Origin of the sequence: uncultured Paracoccus sp., assembly GCF_945915435.1 — a bacterium.
Taxonomy (GTDB): domain Bacteria; phylum Pseudomonadota; class Alphaproteobacteria; order Rhodobacterales; family Rhodobacteraceae; genus Paracoccus.
This window is the reverse complement of record NZ_CAMEFG010000001.1, coordinates 82,589-102,120: the sequence shown is the minus strand read 5'-3', so window position 1 is coordinate 102,120 and position 19,532 is coordinate 82,589. Positions and strand designations below refer to the sequence as shown.

Below are 19,532 nucleotides of genomic sequence, written 5' to 3'. Positions count from 1 at the left end.
ATAAAATCAGGTGAATGCTCTTTTCCGCACCGGGCGGATGCTTTTCAACACCGATAGGGGACTGATTCAAATGAGCGATGAAAACAGGGTGATTCCCCGCAAGAGGGGCCGCCCCAGGGGTTCGGGCGAGGATCGCGCGGGCGTGCGCACGCTGGACCGGGCGCTGGATATCCTGGACCTGCTGGCGGGGGCCTCGGGGCTGACGCTGAGCGAGGTGGCCGAGCGGATGGAGCTTGCGCCCTCGACCGTGCATCGGCTGCTTTCGACGATGGCGGCGCGCGGCGTGATCGAGACCGATCCGGTCAGCCAGACCTGGCATGTCGGGCCGACCGCGTTCCGCCACGGCTCGGCCTTCATGCGGCGCTCGGGGCTGATCGACAGGTCCTGGCCGGTGCTGCGCCGCCTGATGGCCGCGACGGGCGAGACGGCGAACCTGGGAATCGTCAACGGCGACGCGGTGCTGTTCATCGGCCAGGTCGAGACGCATGAGACGATTCGCGCCTTCTTTCCGCCGGGGACGCGCTCGGCGCTGCATTCCTCGGGCATCGGCAAGGCGCTTCTGGCCCATGCGCCGGAAAGGACCCTGCGCGATTTCCTGCGCGACCGGGAACTGACGCGCTTCACCCCGCGCACCATCACCGACCCCCAGGCGCTGATCGAGGACCTGGCCCTTGTCCGCGCGCGCGGCTATTCGCTGGACGACGAAGAAAGGGCGTTAGGGATGCGGTGCATCGCTGCGCCTGTCTTCGATCTTTTCGGCGAGGCGGTCGCGGGGATCTCGGTCTCGGGTCCGTTGCACCGGATGACCGACGACCGGCTGGCGGCGGTGGGGCAAGAGGTCGCGCAGGCGGCGCGCGAACTGTCCTTCGACCAGGCGCCGCAGGGCGGAAAGGGCGCGGGAAAAGGTTGATCGCAACTTATCCCCCGGATTATCCCCAACTGTTGCTGCTACTAGATATTGACAGAAACTGAGGATGTGCCATCTATATGGTGTAGCTTCGGTGTTTACGACTCGGTCGTCGAAATGAACGTGGGGCGGGCCTGAAGGGTCCGCGCGGCCTTTTGCTGGAATGCAGGGGGCAAGTCCGTTTCCCCGGCAATCCCGCCCCGACGGGATGCGATGGGGAAGGGCGGGCAGGCCACGCCTTGGACCGGATCGCCGGGGCTGCGAACAACCGTCACGGGCAGGCGGCCCGACAAGCGCAAGCAGGCAAGGCCCGGAAGGTGCCGGTCCGCCAGCGCGGTCGCCTTCCATATGAGAATAAAGATATCCGAAGGGGACGCCATGACCATCACCGTGTATTCCAAGCCCGCCTGCGTTCAATGCACCGCGACCACCCGCGCGCTGGATGCCCGTGGCCTGAACTATGATGTGATCGACCTGACGCAGGACGATGCGGCGATGGAAATCGTCACGCAACTGGGGTATCGTCAGGCTCCGGTCGTGATCGCCGGCGAAAACCATTGGGCCGGCTTCCGTCCCGACCTGATCGGATCGCTGGCCTGATCTGGCGGAGGGTGTCTTGGGCGATCTCATCTATTTCTCGTCCGCGACGGGCAACACCGCGCGTTTCGTCGCGCGGCTGGGGTTGCCCGCGATGCGCCTGCCGATGCGCGCGGACGGTCCCATGCCGTCGCCCGTCCGCCCCTACGCCCTGATCTGCCCGACCTATGCCGACGGGCAGGGACGCGGTGCCGTGCCCAAATCCGTCATCCGCTTTCTGAACGATCCCGCGCGGCGCGGCTTGCTGCGCGGGGTCATCGGCACGGGCAACCGCAACTTTGGCGCGATGTTCGGGCTTTCGGCCCGCGTCATTTCCGAAAAATGTGCCGTCCCGGTTCTGTATAAATTCGAACTGGCCGGAACCGAAACCGATATTGACCGCGTGCGCGCGGGGCTTGCTGATTTCTGGGGGACAGAATGCTTGACGATGGCGTAGCCAAGGACATGCAGGGGCTGGATTACCACGCCCTGAATGCGATGCTGAACCTGTATGACAATCAGGGGCGGATCCGCTTCGATGCGGATCGTCTGGCCGCGCGGCAGTATTTCCTGCAGCATGTCAACCAGAACACGGTGTTTTTCCACAGCCTGGACGAAAAGCTGGGCTACCTTCTGGAAGAAGGCTATTACGAGGCCGAGGTTCTCGACCAGTATTCGCGCAATTTCCAGCGCAAGATCTGGGATGAGGCCTACAAGCGCAAGTTCCGCTTTCCGACCTTTCTCGGTGCGTTCAAATATTACACCAGCTACACGCTCAAGACCCGCGACGGGCAGCGTTACCTCGAACGCTATGAGGATCGGGTGGTCATGGTCGCGCTGGCCCTGGCGCAGGGCGACGAAGAACTGGCGATGCGGCTGATGGATGAGATCATCTCGGGCCGTTTCCAGCCTGCGACGCCGACCTTCCTGAATGCGGGCAAGAAATCGCGGGGCGAACTGATTTCCTGCTTCCTGCTGCGGATCGAGGACAACATGGAGTCCATCGGCCGCGCCATCAATTCGTCCTTGCAACTGTCCAAGCGCGGCGGCGGCGTCGCCCTGATGCTGACCAACCTGCGCGAGGCCGGCGCGCCGATCAAGGGGATCGAGAACCAGTCCTCGGGCGTCATCCCGGTGATGAAACTGCTGGAAGACAGCTTCAGCTATGCCAACCAGCTTGGCGCGCGGCAAGGCGCGGGGGCGGTCTATCTGAACGCCCATCACCCCGACATCCTGCGTTTCCTGGACACCAAGCGCGAAAACGCGGATGAAAAGATCCGCATCAAGACCCTCAGCCTTGGCGTGGTGGTCCCCGACATCACCTTCGATCTGGCGAAGCAGAACGAGGACATGTATCTGTTCTCACCCCATGACGTGCAGAAGGTCTATGGCGTGCCCTTCTCGGAAATCTCGGTTTCCGAGAAATATCACGAGATGGTCGATGACAAGCGCATCAAGAAGCGCAAGATCAACGCCCGTGCCTTCTTCCAGACGCTGGCGGAAATCCAGTTCGAATCCGGCTATCCCTACATCATGTTCGAGGACACGGTGAACCGCGCCAACCCGATCAAGGGCCGCATCACCATGTCGAACCTGTGTTCGGAAATCCTGCAGGTGAACGAGGCCAGCACCTATCACGAGGATCTGTCCTATGACCACATGGGCACGGATATTTCCTGCAACCTCGGTTCGCTGAACATCGCGGCGACGATGGACGGGGCGGATTTCGGCGGGACGGTGGAAACCGCGGTGCGCGCGCTGACGGCGGTGTCGGACATGTCGGCGATCGACTCGGTGCCCTCGATCCGGCGGGGCAACGATGAAAGCCACGCGATCGGGCTGGGGCAGATGAACCTGCACGGTTTCCTTGCCCGCGAACGCATTCATTACGGCAGCCCCGAGGGGGTCGAGTTCACCAGCGTCTATTTCGCCGCCGTCGCCTATCATGCGATCCGCGCCTCGAACCTGATCGCGCGGGAACGCGGCGCCAGCTTCAAGGGGTTCGAAGAGTCGAAATACGCCGACGGGTCGTTTTTCGACAAATATGTCGAACGCGACTGGCTGCCGGAATCCGAAGCCGTCAAGGCGGTGTTCGTGGGGATCGAGCTGCCCACGCGCGAGGATTGGGCCAAGCTGCGCGATCTGGTGATGGAACACGGGCTTTACAACCGCAACCTGCAAGCGGTGCCGCCGACCGGCTCGATCAGCTATATAAACAACTCGACATCTTCGATCCATCCCATTGTTTCCAAGGTGGAAATCCGCAAAGAGGGCAAGATCGGCCGGGTCTATTACCCCGCCGCCTTCATGTCGAACGACAACCTGGAATATTACCGCGACGCCTATGAGATCGGTCCCGAGGCGATCATCGACACCTATGCCGCCGCGACCGAGCATGTCGATCAGGGCCTGTCGCTGACGCTGTTCTTCCCTGCCGAGGCGACGACGCGCGACATCAACCGCGCCCAGATCTATGCCTGGCGCAAGGGCATCAAGACCATCTATTACATCCGCCTGCGCCAGATGGCCCTTGAAGGGACCGAGGTCGAAGGCTGCGTTTCCTGCTCGCTCTGAGGATGAAAATGAAAGACATGCCCCCGAAAATTGCCCTCAAGGCGATCAACTGGAACCGGATCCAGGACGACAAGGACCTTGAGGTCTGGAACCGCCTGACCGTCAACTTCTGGCTGCCCGAAAAGGTGCCGCTGTCCAACGACGTGCCAAGCTGGGCGACCCTGACGCCGGCCGAGCGGGAACTGACGATCCGCGTCTTTACCGGGCTGACGTTGTTGGACACGATCCAGAACACGGTCGGCGCGCCGTCGCTGATGCCCGACGCGCAAACCCCGCACGAGGAAGCCGTGCTGACCAACATCGCCTTCATGGAGGCGGTCCATGCGCGGTCCTACAGCTCGATCTTCTCGACGCTCTGCTCGACGCCCGAGGTGGACGCGGCCTTCCGCTGGTCCGAGGAAAACCCGCATCTGCAAGCCAAGGCGCGGATGATCGTCGATGAGTACAAGGCCCATGAAACCCCCAACAAGCGCAAGATCGCCAGCGTTTTCCTGGAGAGTTTCCTTTTCTATTCGGGCTTCTACCTGCCGATGTACTGGTCCAGCCGCGCCAAGCTGACCAATACCGCCGACCTGATCCGCCTGATTATCCGCGATGAGGCCGTGCATGGATATTACATCGGCTACAAATACCAGCGCGCGACCGAAAAGCTGCCTGAATCCGAACGGGCCGCGCTGAAGGATTTCGCCTTCTCGCTGTTGCTGGATCTTTACGACATCGAATCGAAATATACCGAGGAACTTTATGACGGCATCGGCCAGACCGAGGACGTCAAGAAATTCCTGCATTACAACGCCAACAAGGCCCTGATGAACCTGGGATACGAGGCGCTGTTCCCCCCGCAGGTGTCCGAGGTGAACCCCGCCATCCTGTCCGCGCTTTCGCCCGACAGCGAAAACCACGACTTCTTCAGCGGGTCCGGTTCGTCCTATGTCATCGGCAAGGCCGTCGCGACCGAGGACGACGACTGGGATTTCTGATCCCTTCGGCTTGCACGGAACCGCCCGGCGCCGCCTTTTGCGCCGGGCGTTTTCGTGCCGGGGTGATGAAAAAGGCCCGTATCGTGCAGGATGACACCAAATCTTAACCTTTCCCCGGTCAGGATCGTGCTATAGTCGCAGCGATTTTCATGACGGCAGGCGCGCGGCCCCTTTTTCGGGGCGCGCGCCTTTTTCGCCGGTGGGCGGGGGATATTCACGAAATGAAAATACTTTTCCTTTAGGCCGGTTTGTGGGAATCATCGACGGGACAAGGGATCCGGGTGGATAGGGGATTCATGGCAGGAAACAGGTCAGAGACAGCGCAGGGCCTGACCCTGATCACGCCGCCCTTGCTGTATTCGGTGCTGGTGCTTGCCGCGCCGCTGTTCACGATCCTGGCCTATTCCTTTCTCAAGGACGGCTATCTGACGGTGATTCGCGAATTCACGCTGGAAAACTATGTTCAGGTCTGGGGCGATCCGATCTTTCGCCGGATCATGCTGCGCTCGCTGGGGGTCGCGGCGATGGTCACGCTGGTCACGGTCGTGCTGGCCTTTCCGGTGGCCTATTTCCTGTCCTTCGTCGTGGCCCCCGAACGCAAGGCACTGTGGCTGTTTCTGATCACCATCCCCTTCTGGACCAGCTACCTGATCCGCGTTTTCCTGTGGAAGGTGATCCTGGGCTATAACGGGGTCATCAACTCTGGCCTGCTGTCGATTGGAATCATTGACGAACCGCTGACATTCATCCTCTATAACGTCAATTCGATGGTGATCACGCTGGCCCATGCCTATGCGCCCTTCGCGATCCTGCCGATCTTCGTGGCGCTGGAAAAGATCGACCGTCCGCTGCTGGAGGCGGGGCGGGATCTGGGCGAAAATCGCCTGATGACCTTCTGGCGCGTCACCCTGCCGCTGGCGATGCCGGGGGTGGTCGCGGCCTCGCTGATCGTATTCATCCCCACCATCGGCGATTACGTCACGCCCGAACTGATCGGCGGCGGCAAGATTCCGATGGTCGCCAACATGATCCAGGTCCAGATGCTGGCGCTGGACAACCGCCCGCTTGGCGCGGCGATGGCCGTGACCGCGATGCTGGTCGTGGCGGTCCTCAGCCTTGCCTTCGTCCTCGTCAACCGGCGTTTCCTGAAGGTGCAGCGATGAAGGGGCGGGGCCTGCGGATCTATTCGATCCTTTACCTTCTGTTTATCTACGCGCCGATCCTGCTTCTGCCGGTCTTTGCCTTCAATTCGGGCACGGTCATCGCCTTTCCGCTGAAGGGCTTCACCACCGAATGGTTCGCCCAGATGGCGGGCAATGCGACCCTGCGCCGGGCGATCGCGAATTCGCTGACGATCGCGGTCAGCGCTTCGGTCCTGGCGACCTGCCTGGGGATATTCGCCGCGCGGGCGGTGACGCGGTTCCGCTTTCCGGGCAAGGGGGCGATCTCGGGGCTGATCATCCTGCCCATCGTCCTGCCCGAGATCATCGTGGCCATGTCCCTGCTGGTCGTGCTGCTGTCCATCGGCATCCGGCTTTCGCTGCTGACGGTCATCCTGGGCCATACGCTGATCTGCATGCCCTATGCGACGCTGATCCTGACGACCGCCTTCAATGCGCTGGACCGCTCGCTGGAAGAGGCCGCCTACGACCTCGGCGAAACCCGGCTGAGCGCGTTCCGCCTGGTCATCCTGCCGCTGGTCATGCCGGGGATCGTGTCCTCGCTGCTGATGAGCTTCACGATCAGCCTGGACGAATTCATCATCGCCTTCTTCCTTGCGGGGAACGAGGTGACGCTGCCGACCTATATCTTCAGCCAGCTACGCTTTCCCGCGCAGATCCCGATGATCATGGCGCTGGGGACGGTGCTGGTGCTGTTCTCGATCCTGATGCTGACACTTGCCGAATATTACCGTCGCCGGGGCGTGGCCCGCACGGGCGCGCGCGAATCCGGGGGCCTTTTGTGACCAACACCAACACATCCGACCGCAAGCCGATGATCGAATGCCGGGGCGTTCACAAGCATTACGGCGATTACCACGCCCTGCGCGGCATCGACCTGACCATCCGCGCGGGGGAATTCTTTTCGCTGCTCGGCCCTTCGGGCTGCGGCAAGACCACGCTGCTGCGCACCATCGCGGGGTTCGAGGATATTTCCGACGGCGTGGTGATGATCGACGGGCAGGACATGGTGCATGTGCCCGCCAACCGGCGGCCCACGAACATGGTGTTCCAGTCCTATGCGATCTTTCCGCATCTGAGCGTGGCGCAGAACGTGGGCTTCGGCCTGCGCCGCGATCCGCGTCCGGCGCGCGACAAGGCCGCTGCGGTCGAGGATGCGCTGGCGATGGTCGGCCTTGCCGGTTATGGCAACCGCGCCGCGCATGCGCTGTCGGGTGGGCAGCGCCAGCGGGTCGCGCTGGCGCGTGCGCTGATCCTCAAGCCCAAGGTCCTGCTGCTGGACGAGCCGCTTTCCGCGCTGGACCGCAAGATGCGCGAACAGATGCAGGTCGAACTGATCAAGCTGCAACGCCAGGTCGGCATCACCTTCGTCCTGGTGACCCACGACCAGGAGGAGGCGCTGGTCATGTCCGACCGCATCGCCGTCATGTTCGAGGGCGAAATCGCCCAGCTTGACGGACCCGAGGCGCTGTATTCCCGCCCCGCCAGCCGCCGCGTCGCCGATTTCCTTGGCGTGATGAACTTCCTTCCCGCCCGCGTGACCCAGGACCGGGCCGAGGGCGTCCTGGTCGAGACCCCCGGCTTCGGCGTGGTCGAGATCCCCAACCGCAATGTCAGCCGCGCGAACCCCGACGATGCGGGACCGATGGTCGGATTCCGGCCCGAGGCGGTCTCGCTTCTGCGCGCGGGCCAGCCCGAAAGCGGCAACATCACCCACGGCACCATCGACGAGGTCGTCTATTACGGCGACATGACCTATTACGACGTGCGCATGGACGGAGCCGCCGGTTTCGACGGAATCGCGCCGCCGGTCCGCATCTCGATGCGCAACGTCTTCGGACGCGAGTTGCCGGACGTGGGCACCCGTGTCAGGGTCAGTTGGTCGCCGGGCGGGCTTATTCTTTTCAGGTAGTTAATCCGCTTGTGGCAAGTTTACGCCGCCCCCGGTTGCAGGGCCTGGGTGGAAGTGCCACGTTTTGCCTACCTTCCAACGACGGAGATCAACATGATCCGAGTATTCAGCTTTCTGCCCGCCCTCGCCCTGACCGCAGGCGTAGCCCTTGCCCAGGACGCGGCCGCCCCCGAAGCGCCAGTGCAAGAAGCACCTGCGCAGATGGATGCGGCGATGGCCTATGAAAGCGCGCGCAACCAGCTTGGCGTTCTCAAGCATTGCCAGGCCGAGGGCCACATCGACGGCCAGGCGGTCGAGATCCAGGAACGCCTGCTGACCATGATCCCCGAGGGCGACGCCGCCGCAGGCGATGCCGCCGAGGCGAAGGGCGCCGCCGGGACCGTTTCCGCGATGGGGGCCGAGCAGACGCTGGCCGACGCGGCCACGGCTCAGGGCAGCTCGGTCGAGGCGCTTTGCCAGCAGATGGATTCGATGATCCAGGAACTCGCGGCCCAGCTTCCCAGCTAAGGCCGCCGCGCGCCGCCGGTCCCGGATCGGCGGCGCGTCCCTCCCAGGCCCCGACGGCGTCCGTGCGCTACCTGTGGCACGAACCGACCGACCGGCTTTCCCATCACCGCGATTTTGCGCAGCCCGTCTTGGCACGGGTGCCGCGATGCGCTAAGCGGTCAGCCATGATCGCGCAAACCGCCACCATTTGCAGCATTATCGGCTGATTATTCAGGCGGGCGTATCAGCGTGACCAGATGACGCCCGCGACAGGGGAAGTCATGGTCCAGATTCGACTGACGAACAGCAAGACCCGCCGGAAAGAGGATTTTCACCCGATCGACGCGGGGGATGTGCGCATGTATCTGTGCGGCCCGACGGTCTATGACCGGGCGCATCTGGGCAATGCGCGGCCCGTCATCGTCTTTGACATCCTCAACCGCTTGCTGCGCCATGTCTACGGCGCGGATGCGGTGACCTATATCCGCAACTTCACCGATGTCGACGACAAGATCAACGCCACCGCGCAGGCGCGCAGGCAGGCGGGCGCGCAAGGTTCGCTGGAAGAACTGATCCGCCAGCGCACGGATGAGACGATCGGCTGGTATCATCAGGACATGGATGCGCTTGGCGCGCTTCGCCCCGCGATTCGCGGGCAGGTGGGCGACAAGGCCGAGCCGCGCGCGACCGAATACATTCCCCAGATGGTCGCCATGATCCAGGACCTGGTCGCCCGCGGCCACGCTTACGCGGCGCAGGGCCATGTGCTGTTCGACGTGCGATCCTACGCGGAATATGGCGCGCTGTCGGGGCGTTCGGTCGATGACATGATCGCGGGCGCGCGGGTCGAGGTCGCGCCCTTCAAGCGCGATCCGATGGATTTCGTGCTGTGGAAACCCTCGCCCGACGACCTGCCGGGGTGGGACAGTCCGTGGGGGCGTGGGCGTCCGGGCTGGCACATCGAATGCTCGGCCATGTCGCAGGAACTGCTGGGCGCCAGCTTCGACATTCACGGCGGTGGCATCGACCTGCAATTCCCCCACCATGAAAACGAGATCGCGCAAAGCTGCTGCGCCAATCCCCATGACGATTTCGCCCGTTTCTGGCTGCATAACGAGATGTTGCAGGTCGAGGGGCGGAAGATGTCCAAGTCGCTTGGCAATTTCTTCACCGTCCGCGACCTGCTGGACCGGGGCGTGCCGGGCGAGGTGATCCGCTTCGTCTTCTTGCAGACCCATTACCGCAAGCCGATGGACTGGACCGAACGCAAGGCCACGGACGCGGAAACCATCCTGCGCAGGTGGCGGGGGCTTGTCGCGGGCATCGAACCCGCGCCAAGCCCGGCGCCCGCGGTCCTTGCCGCGCTTGCCGACGACCTCAATACGGCGGGCGCCATTGCCGCGTTGCACGAGCTTGCGGGGCAGGGGGACGGGCCTGCGCTGCTGGCCAGCGCGCGGCTGATGGGGTTGCTGAGCGACGAATTGGGGGGATGGATCGCCGCAGGGCCGGACCTTGCCCCGCTGGCCCGGCGTATGGAGGCGTTGCGCCTAGACGCCCGCGCCAGCAAGGACTTCGCCGCCGTGGATGCGCTGAAATCGGCGCTGCTGGACGCCGGGGTCGAGGTGCGCATGTCCGCTGCCGGGATCGAGCTTGTCCCCGGTCCCGATTTCGACGAAAGCAAGCTGCCGCAATGAACCCATCCAGCCAGCACGAGGGGAAAGCCCCGATGACCCGCCAGCGCCTTTACCTTTACGACACCACGCTGCGCGATGGTCAGCAGACGCAGGGGGTGCAGTTCTCGGCCGCCGAGAAGGCCGAGATCGCGCTGTTGCTGGACGGGCTTGGCGTCGATCACATCGAAGGCGGCTGGCCCGGCGCGAATCCGACCGACAGCGAGTTCTTCGCCGCCGCACCGCCCACCCGCGCCACGCTGACGGCCTTCGGGATGACGAAACGCGCGGGTCGCTCGGCCGAGAACGACGACGTGCTGGCGGCGGTGCTGAACGCGGGGACGCCCACCGTCTGCCTTGTCGGCAAGACCCATCCCTTCCATGTCCGCGAGGCGCTTGGGATCACGCCCCACGAGAACCTTGAAAACATCTGCGCCTCGGTCGCTCATGTCGTGGCGCAGGGGCGAGAGGCGATCTTCGATGCCGAGCATTTCTTCGACGGATATGCCGAGGACCCCGGTTTCGCGCTGTCCTGCCTGCGCGCCGCGCTGGATGCGGGGGCGCGCTGGCTGGTGCTGTGCGACACGAATGGCGGCACCCTGCCCGCGCGGGTGGGTGAGGTGACGGCACAGGTCATCGCCGCGGGCATTCCCGGCGACAGGCTGGGCATCCATTGCCACGACGACACCGGCAACGCGGTCGCCTGCACGCTGGCGGCGGTGGATGCGGGCGCGCGGCAGGTGCAGGGCACGCTGAACGGCCTTGGCGAACGCTGCGGCAATGCCAGCCTGACCAGCCTGATCCCGACGCTGCTGTTGAAGGAACCCTATGCCTCGACCTTGCAGATCGGGGTCGGGACCGGGGGGCTGGCCAGCCTGACGCGAATCTCGCGGCGGCTGGACGAGATCCTCAACCGCGCCTCGGCCCGCGATCTGCCTTATGTCGGGGCCTCGGCCTTTGCGCACAAGGCGGGGCTGCATGCCAGCGCCATCGTCAAGAACCCCGCGACCTACGAACATGTCCCGCCCGAATCGGTGGGCAACCAGCGCATCATTCCCATGTCGAACCAGGCCGGGCAGTCGAATCTGCGCGCGCGCCTGACTGATGCAGGGATCGACATCGCCCGCGACGACCCCGCCTTGCCGCGCATCCTGGAACTGGTGAAATCGCGCGAGGATCAAGGCTATGCCTATGACGGCGCGCAGGCCAGTTTCGAGCTGCTGGCGCGGCGCGAGTTGGGCATCCTTCCCGCCTTCTTCCAGGTCGAGCGTTACCGCGTGACGATCGAGCGGCGGATGAACGCGCTTGGCCGCCGCATCTCGGTCTCCGAGGCGGTGGTCGTGGCGCGGATCGGGGACAAGCGGTTGATCTCGGCCAGCGAAAGCATGGACGAACACGGCGGCGACCGGGGGCCGGTCAGCGCGCTGTGGCACGCGCTGGCCAAGGATCTGGGACCTTACCAAGCCTCGGTCGATGGGATGCGGCTGACGGATTTCCGCGTCCGCATCACCGGCGCGGGGGTCGATGCCGTCACCCGCGTCAATATCGACAGCGCCGACGACCGGGGGCGAAGCTGGTCCACGGTCGGCGTCTCGCCCAACCTTGTAGATGCCAGTTTCGAGGCGCTGGTCGATGCCATCGACTGGAAGCTGGTCCATGACGGGGTCCAGCCCAAGTGAGCGATCCCCTTGCCCCCATCGCCGAGGGCCTGCGGGAAAGCGACCCGGACCGTTTCGGTGCCAGCCTGATCCTGCCCCCCGATGCGCGGGGGCGGATCTGGACGCTTTACGCGCTGAACAACGAACTGGCCCGCGCGCCCTTGCAGGCGAACGAACCGCTGATCGCCGAGATGCGGCTGCAATGGTGGGCCGACCAGCTTGACCGGATCGGACGCGGCGATGTGTCCGCCCATGACCTGCTGGGGCCGCTGGCCGAGGCGTGGGGCGACGATGCGGCGGTGCTGGTCGATCTGGTCGAGGCCCGGCGGCGCGACTGCTACCGCGAGCCTTTCAGCCAAGTCGAGGATGTCCTGGCCTATGTCCGTGCCACCTCGGGCGCATTGATGCGCCATGCGGTGCTGACGCTCGGCGCGCCCTCGGGCGCCGATGGGCCGGCGCAGGACCACGCCCTTGGCACGGGGCTGGCCCATTGGCTGGCGGCGCTGCCGCAGCTTGATGCGCTTGGAATGGGGCTGGCGCGTCCCGATCCGGCGCTGTTGTCGGAACTGGCGGGGCAGGGCTTGCAGGCGCTTGGGCGGGCAAGGGCCGCGCGGCGGCAGGTTCCGCGCCGGATCGCGCCGGTGCTGTTTCGGGGCATCGGCCACACCGCCGCGCTGCGTGAAATCGCGGCAAGCGGCAAGCCCGCACCCATCGCGGCATCCGAGTTCCGCCGCCGTTTCGCGCTTGGCCGGCTGGCGTTGACCGGGCGCTGGTGGGAATGAAAAGGCCCGCCACGGGGGGCGGGCCTTTCGCATCGCGTCGCCGCAGACCTAGCCGCGCAGGATGCTGCGGCCTGCGTAGACGGCGGTTTCGCCCAGGATTTCCTCGATACGGATCAACTGGTTGTATTTCGCCAGCCGGTCCGACCGCGCGAGGCTGCCGGTCTTGATCTGGCCGCAATTGGTCGCCACGGCGAGATCGGCGATGGTGGCGTCCTCGGTCTCGCCCGAGCGGTGCGACATCACCGATGTATAGCGCGCGCGGTCGGCCATGCGCACGGCGTCCAGCGTTTCCGACAGGGTGCCGATCTGGTTGACCTTGACCAGCAGGCTGTTGCCGCAGCCCTTGGCGATGCCTTCGGCCAGCCGCGCCGGGTTGGTCACGAAGAGATCGTCGCCGACAAGCTGGACCGATGCGCCGAGGCGGTCGGTGAGCAGTTTCCAGCCTTCCCAGTCGTCTTCCGCGCAGCCGTCCTCGATCGACAGGATCGGGTAATCGGCGCAAAGCGCGGCAAGGTAATCGACGTTTTCCGCCGGGGTCAGCGACTTGCCTTCGCCGGAAATCTCATAGCGGCCGCCCTTGAAATATTCCGTGGACGCGCAGTCCAGCGCCAGCATGATGTCGTCGCCGGGCTTGTAGCCGGCCTTTTCGACCGCCCGCAGGATGAAGTCCAGCGCGTCGCGGGTGCTCGAGAGGTTCGGGGCAAAGCCGCCCTCGTCGCCCACGCCGGTGGCCAGACCCGCCGCGGACAGTTCCTTCTTCAGGGTGTGAAAGACCTCGGACCCCATGCGCACGGCGTCGCGGATGTTCTCTGCGCTGACCGGCATCACCATGAATTCCTGGATGTCGATGGGGTTGTCGGCATGTTCGCCGCCATTGATAATGTTCATCATCGGCACCGGCAGGACATGCGCCCCCGTGCCGCCGACATAGCGGAAAAGCGGCTGCCCGGTCGCCTCGGCGGCGGCCTTTGCGACGGCCAGCGAGACGCCGAGGATCGCATTCGCGCCAAGGCGGCCCTTGTTGGGCGTCCCGTCCAGGTCGATCATCAGGCGGTCGATGGCCAGTTGCTCGGTCGCGTCCTCGCCGATCAGGTTTTCGGAAATCTCGCCATTCACCGCAGCGACGGCCTCCAGCACGCCCTTGCCCAGATAGCGCGCCTTGTCGCCGTCGCGTTTCTCGACGGCCTCATGCGCGCCGGTGGACGCCCCCGAGGGCACGGCGGCCCGGCCCATCGTGCCGTCTTCCAGCGTCACGTCGACCTCGACGGTCGGATTGCCGCGGCTGTCCAGAATCTCGCGCGCGTAAATGTCGATGATGGCGGTCATGGGTCTCTCCTGCGATCCAAGTCGCCGCCTGAATAGCGAGACTGGCCCAAATCGGAAAGCCGCAATTTCAGGGCAGCTCGATTTCCGCCCAGATCGGCAGGTGGTCCGAGGCGTCGCGCGCCCGCGCCCCGGTGAACACCCCCGCACCCAGCAGGCCGAGGTTGCGGCTGATCGCCATGCGGTCCAGCCGCAGCCGGGGCAGGGGGGCGGGATAGGACGGTCCCGGCGCGATCACCTGGAAACCCGCCAGCGATTCCAGCCCCCGGTCGTCGCGCCATTCGTTGAAATCGCCCATCAGCACGATATGGTCCTCGGCGATGCGCGACGCCTGCGCGGTGATCCGCGCCAGTTGCGCCCGGCGCGAGGATCGCGCCAGTCCCAGGTGCAGCCCGATCACGGTCAGCCCCGGCAGCCGCAGCGCGACCGCCCCGCGCGGCTCCAGCCCCGGCAGGGGCATGCGCCGGATCACCGCCTGTTCGGCCAGGTCGGGCCGCATCAGGATCGTCTGCCCGTGCCAGCCAAGCGAGCTTTCGCTGCTGCGTCGGCTGATCTCGGCGGGCACCAGCCCGGTCGTCTCGCGGATCAGCCGGCGCGGCAGGGCCTCGGGCCGCACCCCGAAACGGAAATCCACCTCCTGCAAGGCGATGATGTCGGGCTGCAACTCGCGGATCACCGCCAGGTTGCGCTCGGGCGCATGGGGGCCGGTCAGGCCGCGGCATTTGTGCAGGTTGTAGCTGGCAAGCCGGATCTGTGTGCGGTCTTTCGTCATGGGGCCTGCTCAGGTGCCGCAAAAGGTGCGGTGGACGACCTGCTCGGGGGTCGGCGCAAGGGCGTAACGCTGCCATTCCGGCTTGTCGGAGAAGGGCAGGGTCAGCGCGGCGTTGAGCGCGTGGAAGGGCTGGTAATCGCCGCGGTCGCGGGCGGCGGCGATTACCTCTTCGACCAGGTGGTTGCGCGGGATGCGGCGCGGGTTGGCGCGGGCCATGACGGCTTGCGGATCGGCTTCCCCGGCGATGCGGCGCTGCCAGCGGGCGTGCCATTCGTCGAATGGCGCGGGGTCGGCGAATTCGTCCCGCGCCCGCCCGTCCGCCAGCCCGGCGAAGCAGCGGGTGAAATCGGCCCGCCCGGTAGCCATCAGGCGCAGAAGGTCCTCGATCAGCGCGCGGTCCTCTTCGCGCGGGCTGGCGATGCCCAGCTTGGCGGCGAAGCGCGCCAGCCATTCGCCTTCGTAGATGCGGGGAAAGTCGTGAACCGCCTGCGTCGCGTCGCGGATCGCCTGATCCTGGTCGCCCATCAGCGGCACAAGGCAGCTTGCAAGCTGTGCGAGGTTCCACACGGCGATATTGGGCTGCTCGATCCAGGCATAGCGCCCGCCCGTGTCGATCGATGAAAACACCGCGCGCGGGTCGAATCCGTCGACGAAGGCGCAGGGGCCATAGTCGATGGTTTCCCCCGACAGCGCCATATTGTCGGTGTTCATCACCCCATGCACGAAGCCAAGCGCCATCCAGCCCGCAATCGTCGCGGCCTGCGCGGCGACCACGGCCCGCAGCAGTTCCAGCGCGCTGCCTGCCTGCGGATAGTGGCGAGCGATGGTGTGGTCGGCCAGCAGGCGCAGCCGCTCGGTATCGCCGCGCACCGCGAAGAATTCAAAGGTGCCGACGCGGATATGGCTGGCCGCAACCCGCGTCAGGATCGCGCCGGGCAGCAGGGTTTCGCGGATGACGTTTTCACCCGTCGAGACCGCGGCCAGCGCGCGCGTCGTCGGGATGCCCGCCGCCGCCATGAACTCGCTGACCAGGTATTCGCGCAGGACCGGCCCCAGCCACGCCCGCCCGTCGCCGCGCCGCGAGAACGGCGTGGGGCCTGCGCCTTTCAGTTGCAGGTCGAACCGCTGGCCGTCCGGCGCCACGACCTCGCCCAGCAGGACCGCGCGCCCGTCGCCCAATTGCGGAACGAAACCGCCGAACTGGTGGCCCGCATAGGCCTGCGCGATTCCCGCCGCCCCCTCGGGCAGGCGGTTGCCCGACAGCATCGCCAGCCCCTCGGGACCTGCCAGCCAATCGGCGTCCAGCCCAAGCCTGTCGGCCAGTGGCCGGTTCAGCGCGATCAGCGCCGGGTCGCGCACGGGCGTCGGGGCGGTGCGGGTGAAAAAGCCGGCAGGCAGGCGGGCAAAACTGTTGTCGAATGCGATCATCGGACCTCTCATGCCCGAACAATGTAGGCATGGCCCCGCAAAACGCAAAGGCACAATCGGCTGATCGACCGGCGGGGCGCTTGAACCGGACCGTCTTAGCGCGTATCGCAAGCCGGACGGCGCTTCGGCGAATGGCGTCCTGAAAACATGGCGGGAAAGCAATGAAATTCCTCGATCTGGCCAAGGTCTATATCCGCTCGGGCGGCGGCGGCGCGGGCTGCGTCTCGTTCCGGCGCGAGAAGTTCATCGAATACGGCGGACCGGACGGCGGCGACGGCGGGCGCGGCGGGAATGTCTGGGCCGAGGCGGTCGAGGGGCTGAACACCCTGATCGACTTCCGCTATCAGCAGCATTTCTTCGCGAAATCCGGCCAGCACGGCATGGGCGCGCAGCGCACCGGCGCCAGTGGCGACGACATCGTGCTGCGCGTCCCGGCTGGAACCGAGATCCTGGACGAGGATCAGGAAACCGTCATCGCCGACCTGACCGAGCCGGGCACGCGCGTCCTGTTGGCCAGGGGCGGCAACGGCGGCTTCGGCAACCTGCATTTCAAATCCTCGACCAACCGCGCGCCGCGCCACGCCAACCCAGGCCAGCCGGGGGTCGAGCGCACGATCTGGTTGCGCTTGAAATTGATCGCCGATGCCGGGCTGGTCGGCCTGCCCAATGCGGGAAAATCGACCTTCCTCGCGGCGGTGTCGAACGCGCGTCCCAAGATCGCGGATTATCCCTTCACGACGCTGCACCCCAACCTTGGCGTGGTCGGCGTGGACGGGCGCGAATTCGTCATGGCCGATATTCCGGGCCTGATCGAGGGCGCTTCCGAAGGGCGCGGCCTTGGCGACCAGTTCCTGGGCCATGTCGAACGCTGCGCCGTCCTGCTGCACCTGGTCGATGGCACCTCGCAGGACGTGGCGGGCGACGCCCGCACCATCCTGACCGAGCTTGCGGCCTATTCCCCCGTGCTGGCCGCCAAGCCGCGCGTGACCGTGCTGAACAAGATCGACGCGCTGGACGACGACAGCCTTCAGGCCGCGCGCCAGGCCTTGCAGAATGAGACCGGCGGCCCGGTCCTGATGATGTCCGGCGTCGCCCGCACCGGCGTGACCGAGGTGCTGCGCGCGCTCTGGTCGCGGATCGAGCCGACCCGGCGCAAGGACGAACCGGAAGGGCAAGCACCGTGGCGGCCCTGACCCCGGACCTGTCGCAGGCCCGCCGCCTTGTCGTCAAGATCGGATCGGCCCTGCTGGTCGGTTCCGACGGGCTGGATGGCGCATGGCTCCGGGCGCTTTGCGACGATATCGCCGAGGCCCGCCAGCGCGGCACCGATGTCGTGCTGGTCTCCTCGGGCGCGATCGCGCTTGGGCGCAAGGTGCTGGGCCTGCCCGGCGGTGCCCTCAGCGTGGAACAATCGCAGGCGGCGGCGGCGGTCGGCCAGATCCGCCTCGCCCGCGCCTATGAGGAAGCCCTTGCCCCCCACGGCGTCAAGACCGCCCAGCTTCTGCTGACGCTGGACGACACCACCGACCGCCGCCGCTATCTCAACAGCCGCGCGACGATGCAGACCCTGCTGGGTCTTGGCGTGGTGCCCATCGTCAACGAAAACGACACCGTCGCGACCGATGAGATCCGCTATGGCGACAACGACCGCCTTGCCGCGCAGATCGCCGTGACCTGCGGGGCGGACCAGCTTTTGCTGCTCTCGGACGTGGACGGGCTTTATACCGCCAATCCCAAGACCGACCCCGAGGCCCGCCACATCCCGCTGATCCGCCAGATCACCCCCGAGATCGAGGCAATGGGCGGCGACCCCGTGTCAGGCGTCAGCAAGGGCGGCATGAAGACCAAGCTCATGGCCGCGCGCATCGCCATCGCCGGGGGCTGCGCAATGGCCATCGCCGAAGGCTCGGTCGCCAACCCGCTCGCCGCGGTCACGGCAGGGGCGCGCACGACCTGGTTTTTGCCCGAAACCGACCCGCAGGCCGCGCGCAAGCGCTGGATCGCCGCCATGAAACCGCGCGGAGAGCTGACCGTGGACGCAGGCGCCGCCGCCGCCCTCGGGCGCGGCAAGTCGCTGCTTCCCGCGGGCGTCACCACCGTTACCGGCACCTTCGGACGCGGCGAACCCGTCGCGATCCTCGACACCAAGGGCAACCGCATCGGCTGCGGGCTGACGCGCTACGCCTCGGACGAGGCGCGCGAGATCGCGGGCCACCGCAGCGACGAAATCACCTCGATCCTGGGCTATCCGGGCCGCGCGGCGCTGATCCACCGCGACGACATGGTGATCTGAACGCCCGCTTTCTTCATCATCCAAATACCCCCGGGGTCCGGGGCGGCGCCCCGGTCCGGCGGCGAAGGCGGGCGGCAATCACGCCGGTTTGGCCGCCCCCCGCCGGTTCAGCGCCAGCCCGCGCAGTTGCGACAGATGGGTGGCGCCGGGTCCGGGTTCGGGCAGCGCCAGCACGGCCTCGCGCAGATGGGCGATCCCGTCCTCGCTGCGGGCGGGCAGGGTGTCGGGCGCGATGGGGGCGCCGATGGTGACGCGATAGACCTGCCCCGGCTTGTTCAGCACCTCGTTGAACAGCGTCACGTCGCGCACTGTCGGATGCAGCGCGTCCAGCAGGTAGAACAGGGCCGAGTTGCGCGCCCGGATCCGCAACGGAACGACCGGCACCCGGAACTTGCGCGCGATCATCGCCGCGCTGGCCATCCAGGGCCGTTCATGCAGCGCCAGCCCGCGCCGCTTGGCCAGCCGCCCCGAGGGGAATATCAGCCCGATCCGCCCCCGCGACAGTGCCTCGCGGGTATAGTCCATCGTCGCGCGGGTCTTGGCATGGCTGCGCTTTTCCACGCGCCATTCGACGGGGGCGATGATCTCGGCCATCTGCGGCATCACGCGCAGGATGTCGTGATTGGCATAGATGAACAGGTCGTCGCGGATGGCCGAGATGATATGATTCAGGATGACCCCATCCGCGATTCCGGTCGGGTGGTTCGACACGATCAGCGCGGGGCCGGAGGCGGGCAGGTTCTCCAGCCCCTCGATCCGCATGTCATGGGCGATCAGCAGCGCAAGGCGGCGCATCATCTCTTGCGCGGGCAGGTCGCGGTAATCGGCGCCCAGTTTCAGCGTCTGCGGATAGCGCAGCAGTCGCATCAGCATGTGGCGCAGCAGCGTATGGTGCCACTTGCCCGAATAAAGCCACGGCGCGCGCTCGATGATGAGCGGCTCGATCCGGGTGCGCATGTCCTCGCGGGCATCCATTGCCTGCATGATCGG

The 19,532-nt window shown here is 65.9% G+C and carries 18 protein-coding genes; 14 read left to right on the top strand and 4 right to left on the bottom strand.

Annotated features, from left to right (window positions below; genetic code table 11):
* Nucleotides 1-70: 70 nt before the first annotated feature.
* From bhcR to Q0O97_RS00465, 12 genes are all read left to right on the top strand, one after another.
* A complete protein-coding gene (gene bhcR, locus Q0O97_RS00520) occupies nucleotides 71-910 on the top strand; it encodes an HTH-type transcriptional regulator BhcR (RefSeq protein WP_294923229.1) in 840 nt (279 codons plus the stop codon).
* A gap of 375 nt (nucleotides 911-1,285) precedes the next feature.
* On the top strand, nucleotides 1,286-1,507 hold the full coding sequence (nrdH, locus tag Q0O97_RS00515) for a glutaredoxin-like protein NrdH (protein ID WP_294923227.1): 222 nt from the start codon (nucleotides 1,286-1,288) through the stop codon (nucleotides 1,505-1,507).
* 16 nt (nucleotides 1,508-1,523) lie between these two features.
* On the top strand, nucleotides 1,524-1,940 hold the full coding sequence (gene nrdI, locus Q0O97_RS00510; RefSeq protein ID WP_294923224.1) for a class Ib ribonucleoside-diphosphate reductase assembly flavoprotein NrdI: 417 nt from the start codon (nucleotides 1,524-1,526) through the stop codon (nucleotides 1,938-1,940).
* A complete protein-coding gene (gene nrdE / locus Q0O97_RS00505; protein ID WP_294923221.1) occupies nucleotides 1,922-4,057 on the top strand; it encodes a class 1b ribonucleoside-diphosphate reductase subunit alpha in 2,136 nt (711 codons plus the stop codon). Before nrdI ends, nrdE begins: the two co-directional genes overlap by 19 nt.
* 8 nt (nucleotides 4,058-4,065) lie before the next feature.
* Nucleotides 4,066-5,037, top strand: a complete 972-nt coding sequence (gene nrdF, locus Q0O97_RS00500) for a class 1b ribonucleoside-diphosphate reductase subunit beta (protein WP_294923218.1) — start codon at nucleotides 4,066-4,068, stop codon at nucleotides 5,035-5,037.
* Nucleotides 5,038-5,333: 296 nt separating this feature from the next.
* Nucleotides 5,334-6,200: an ABC transporter permease gene (locus Q0O97_RS00495; RefSeq protein ID WP_294923215.1), complete on the top strand. Its 867-nt coding sequence runs from the start codon at nucleotides 5,334-5,336 to the stop codon at nucleotides 6,198-6,200.
* Nucleotides 6,197-7,003: an ABC transporter permease gene (locus tag Q0O97_RS00490; RefSeq protein WP_294923212.1), complete on the top strand. Its 807-nt coding sequence runs from the start codon at nucleotides 6,197-6,199 to the stop codon at nucleotides 7,001-7,003. Before Q0O97_RS00495 ends, Q0O97_RS00490 begins: the two co-directional genes overlap by 4 nt.
* 29 nt (nucleotides 7,004-7,032) lie before the next feature.
* On the top strand, nucleotides 7,033-8,130 hold the full coding sequence (locus Q0O97_RS00485) for an ABC transporter ATP-binding protein (RefSeq protein WP_294923441.1): 1,098 nt from the start codon (nucleotides 7,033-7,035) through the stop codon (nucleotides 8,128-8,130).
* 93 nt (nucleotides 8,131-8,223) lie between these two features.
* Nucleotides 8,224-8,637 (top strand): pore-forming ESAT-6 family protein, encoded by a 414-nt coding sequence (locus tag Q0O97_RS00480; RefSeq protein WP_294923209.1) that lies wholly within the window; start codon nucleotides 8,224-8,226, stop codon nucleotides 8,635-8,637.
* A 260-nt stretch (nucleotides 8,638-8,897) separates the two neighbouring features.
* Nucleotides 8,898-10,310 carry a cysteine--tRNA ligase gene (gene cysS, locus Q0O97_RS00475; protein ID WP_294923207.1) on the top strand — a complete coding sequence of 471 codons (1,413 nt, stop codon included), beginning with the start codon at nucleotides 8,898-8,900 and terminating at the stop codon, nucleotides 10,308-10,310.
* A 32-nt stretch (nucleotides 10,311-10,342) separates the two neighbouring features.
* On the top strand, nucleotides 10,343-11,965 hold the full coding sequence (cimA, locus tag Q0O97_RS00470) for a citramalate synthase (protein ID WP_294923204.1): 1,623 nt from the start codon (nucleotides 10,343-10,345) through the stop codon (nucleotides 11,963-11,965).
* A complete protein-coding gene (locus Q0O97_RS00465; protein WP_294923201.1) occupies nucleotides 11,962-12,726 on the top strand; it encodes a squalene/phytoene synthase family protein in 765 nt (254 codons plus the stop codon). Before cimA ends, Q0O97_RS00465 begins: the two co-directional genes overlap by 4 nt.
* A gap of 48 nt (nucleotides 12,727-12,774) precedes the next feature.
* Here the strand turns inward: Q0O97_RS00465 and eno are convergent, their stop codons facing one another.
* From eno to Q0O97_RS00450, 3 genes are all read right to left on the bottom strand, one after another.
* Nucleotides 12,775-14,052 (bottom strand): phosphopyruvate hydratase, encoded by a 1,278-nt coding sequence (eno, locus tag Q0O97_RS00460; RefSeq protein WP_294923198.1) that lies wholly within the window; start codon nucleotides 14,050-14,052, stop codon nucleotides 12,775-12,777.
* A 67-nt stretch (nucleotides 14,053-14,119) separates the two neighbouring features.
* The gene (locus Q0O97_RS00455) at nucleotides 14,120-14,821 is read right to left on the bottom strand and encodes an endonuclease/exonuclease/phosphatase family protein (protein WP_294923195.1); all 702 of its coding nucleotides are present in this window, start codon (nucleotides 14,819-14,821) and stop codon (nucleotides 14,120-14,122) included.
* Nucleotides 14,822-14,830: 9 nt separating this feature from the next.
* Complete coding sequence (locus Q0O97_RS00450; protein WP_294923192.1) at nucleotides 14,831-16,249, bottom strand: protein adenylyltransferase SelO; 1,419 nt, start codon at nucleotides 16,247-16,249, stop codon at nucleotides 14,831-14,833.
* Nucleotides 16,250-16,410: 161 nt separating this feature from the next.
* Between Q0O97_RS00450 and obgE the strand changes: the two genes are divergently transcribed.
* Nucleotides 16,411-17,442, top strand: coding sequence for a GTPase ObgE (gene obgE, locus Q0O97_RS00445; protein ID WP_294923189.1), 1,032 nt, complete (start codon nucleotides 16,411-16,413; stop codon nucleotides 17,440-17,442).
* A complete protein-coding gene (proB, locus tag Q0O97_RS00440) occupies nucleotides 17,430-18,542 on the top strand; it encodes a glutamate 5-kinase (RefSeq protein WP_294923187.1) in 1,113 nt (370 codons plus the stop codon). Before obgE ends, proB begins: the two co-directional genes overlap by 13 nt.
* Before the next feature lie 78 nt (nucleotides 18,543-18,620).
* Here proB and Q0O97_RS00435 read toward each other — a convergent pair whose 3' ends face one another.
* Nucleotides 18,621-19,517 carry a 1-acyl-sn-glycerol-3-phosphate acyltransferase gene (locus tag Q0O97_RS00435; protein WP_294923438.1) on the bottom strand — a complete coding sequence of 299 codons (897 nt, stop codon included), beginning with the start codon at nucleotides 19,515-19,517 and terminating at the stop codon, nucleotides 18,621-18,623.
* Nucleotides 19,518-19,532 lie beyond the last annotated feature (15 nt).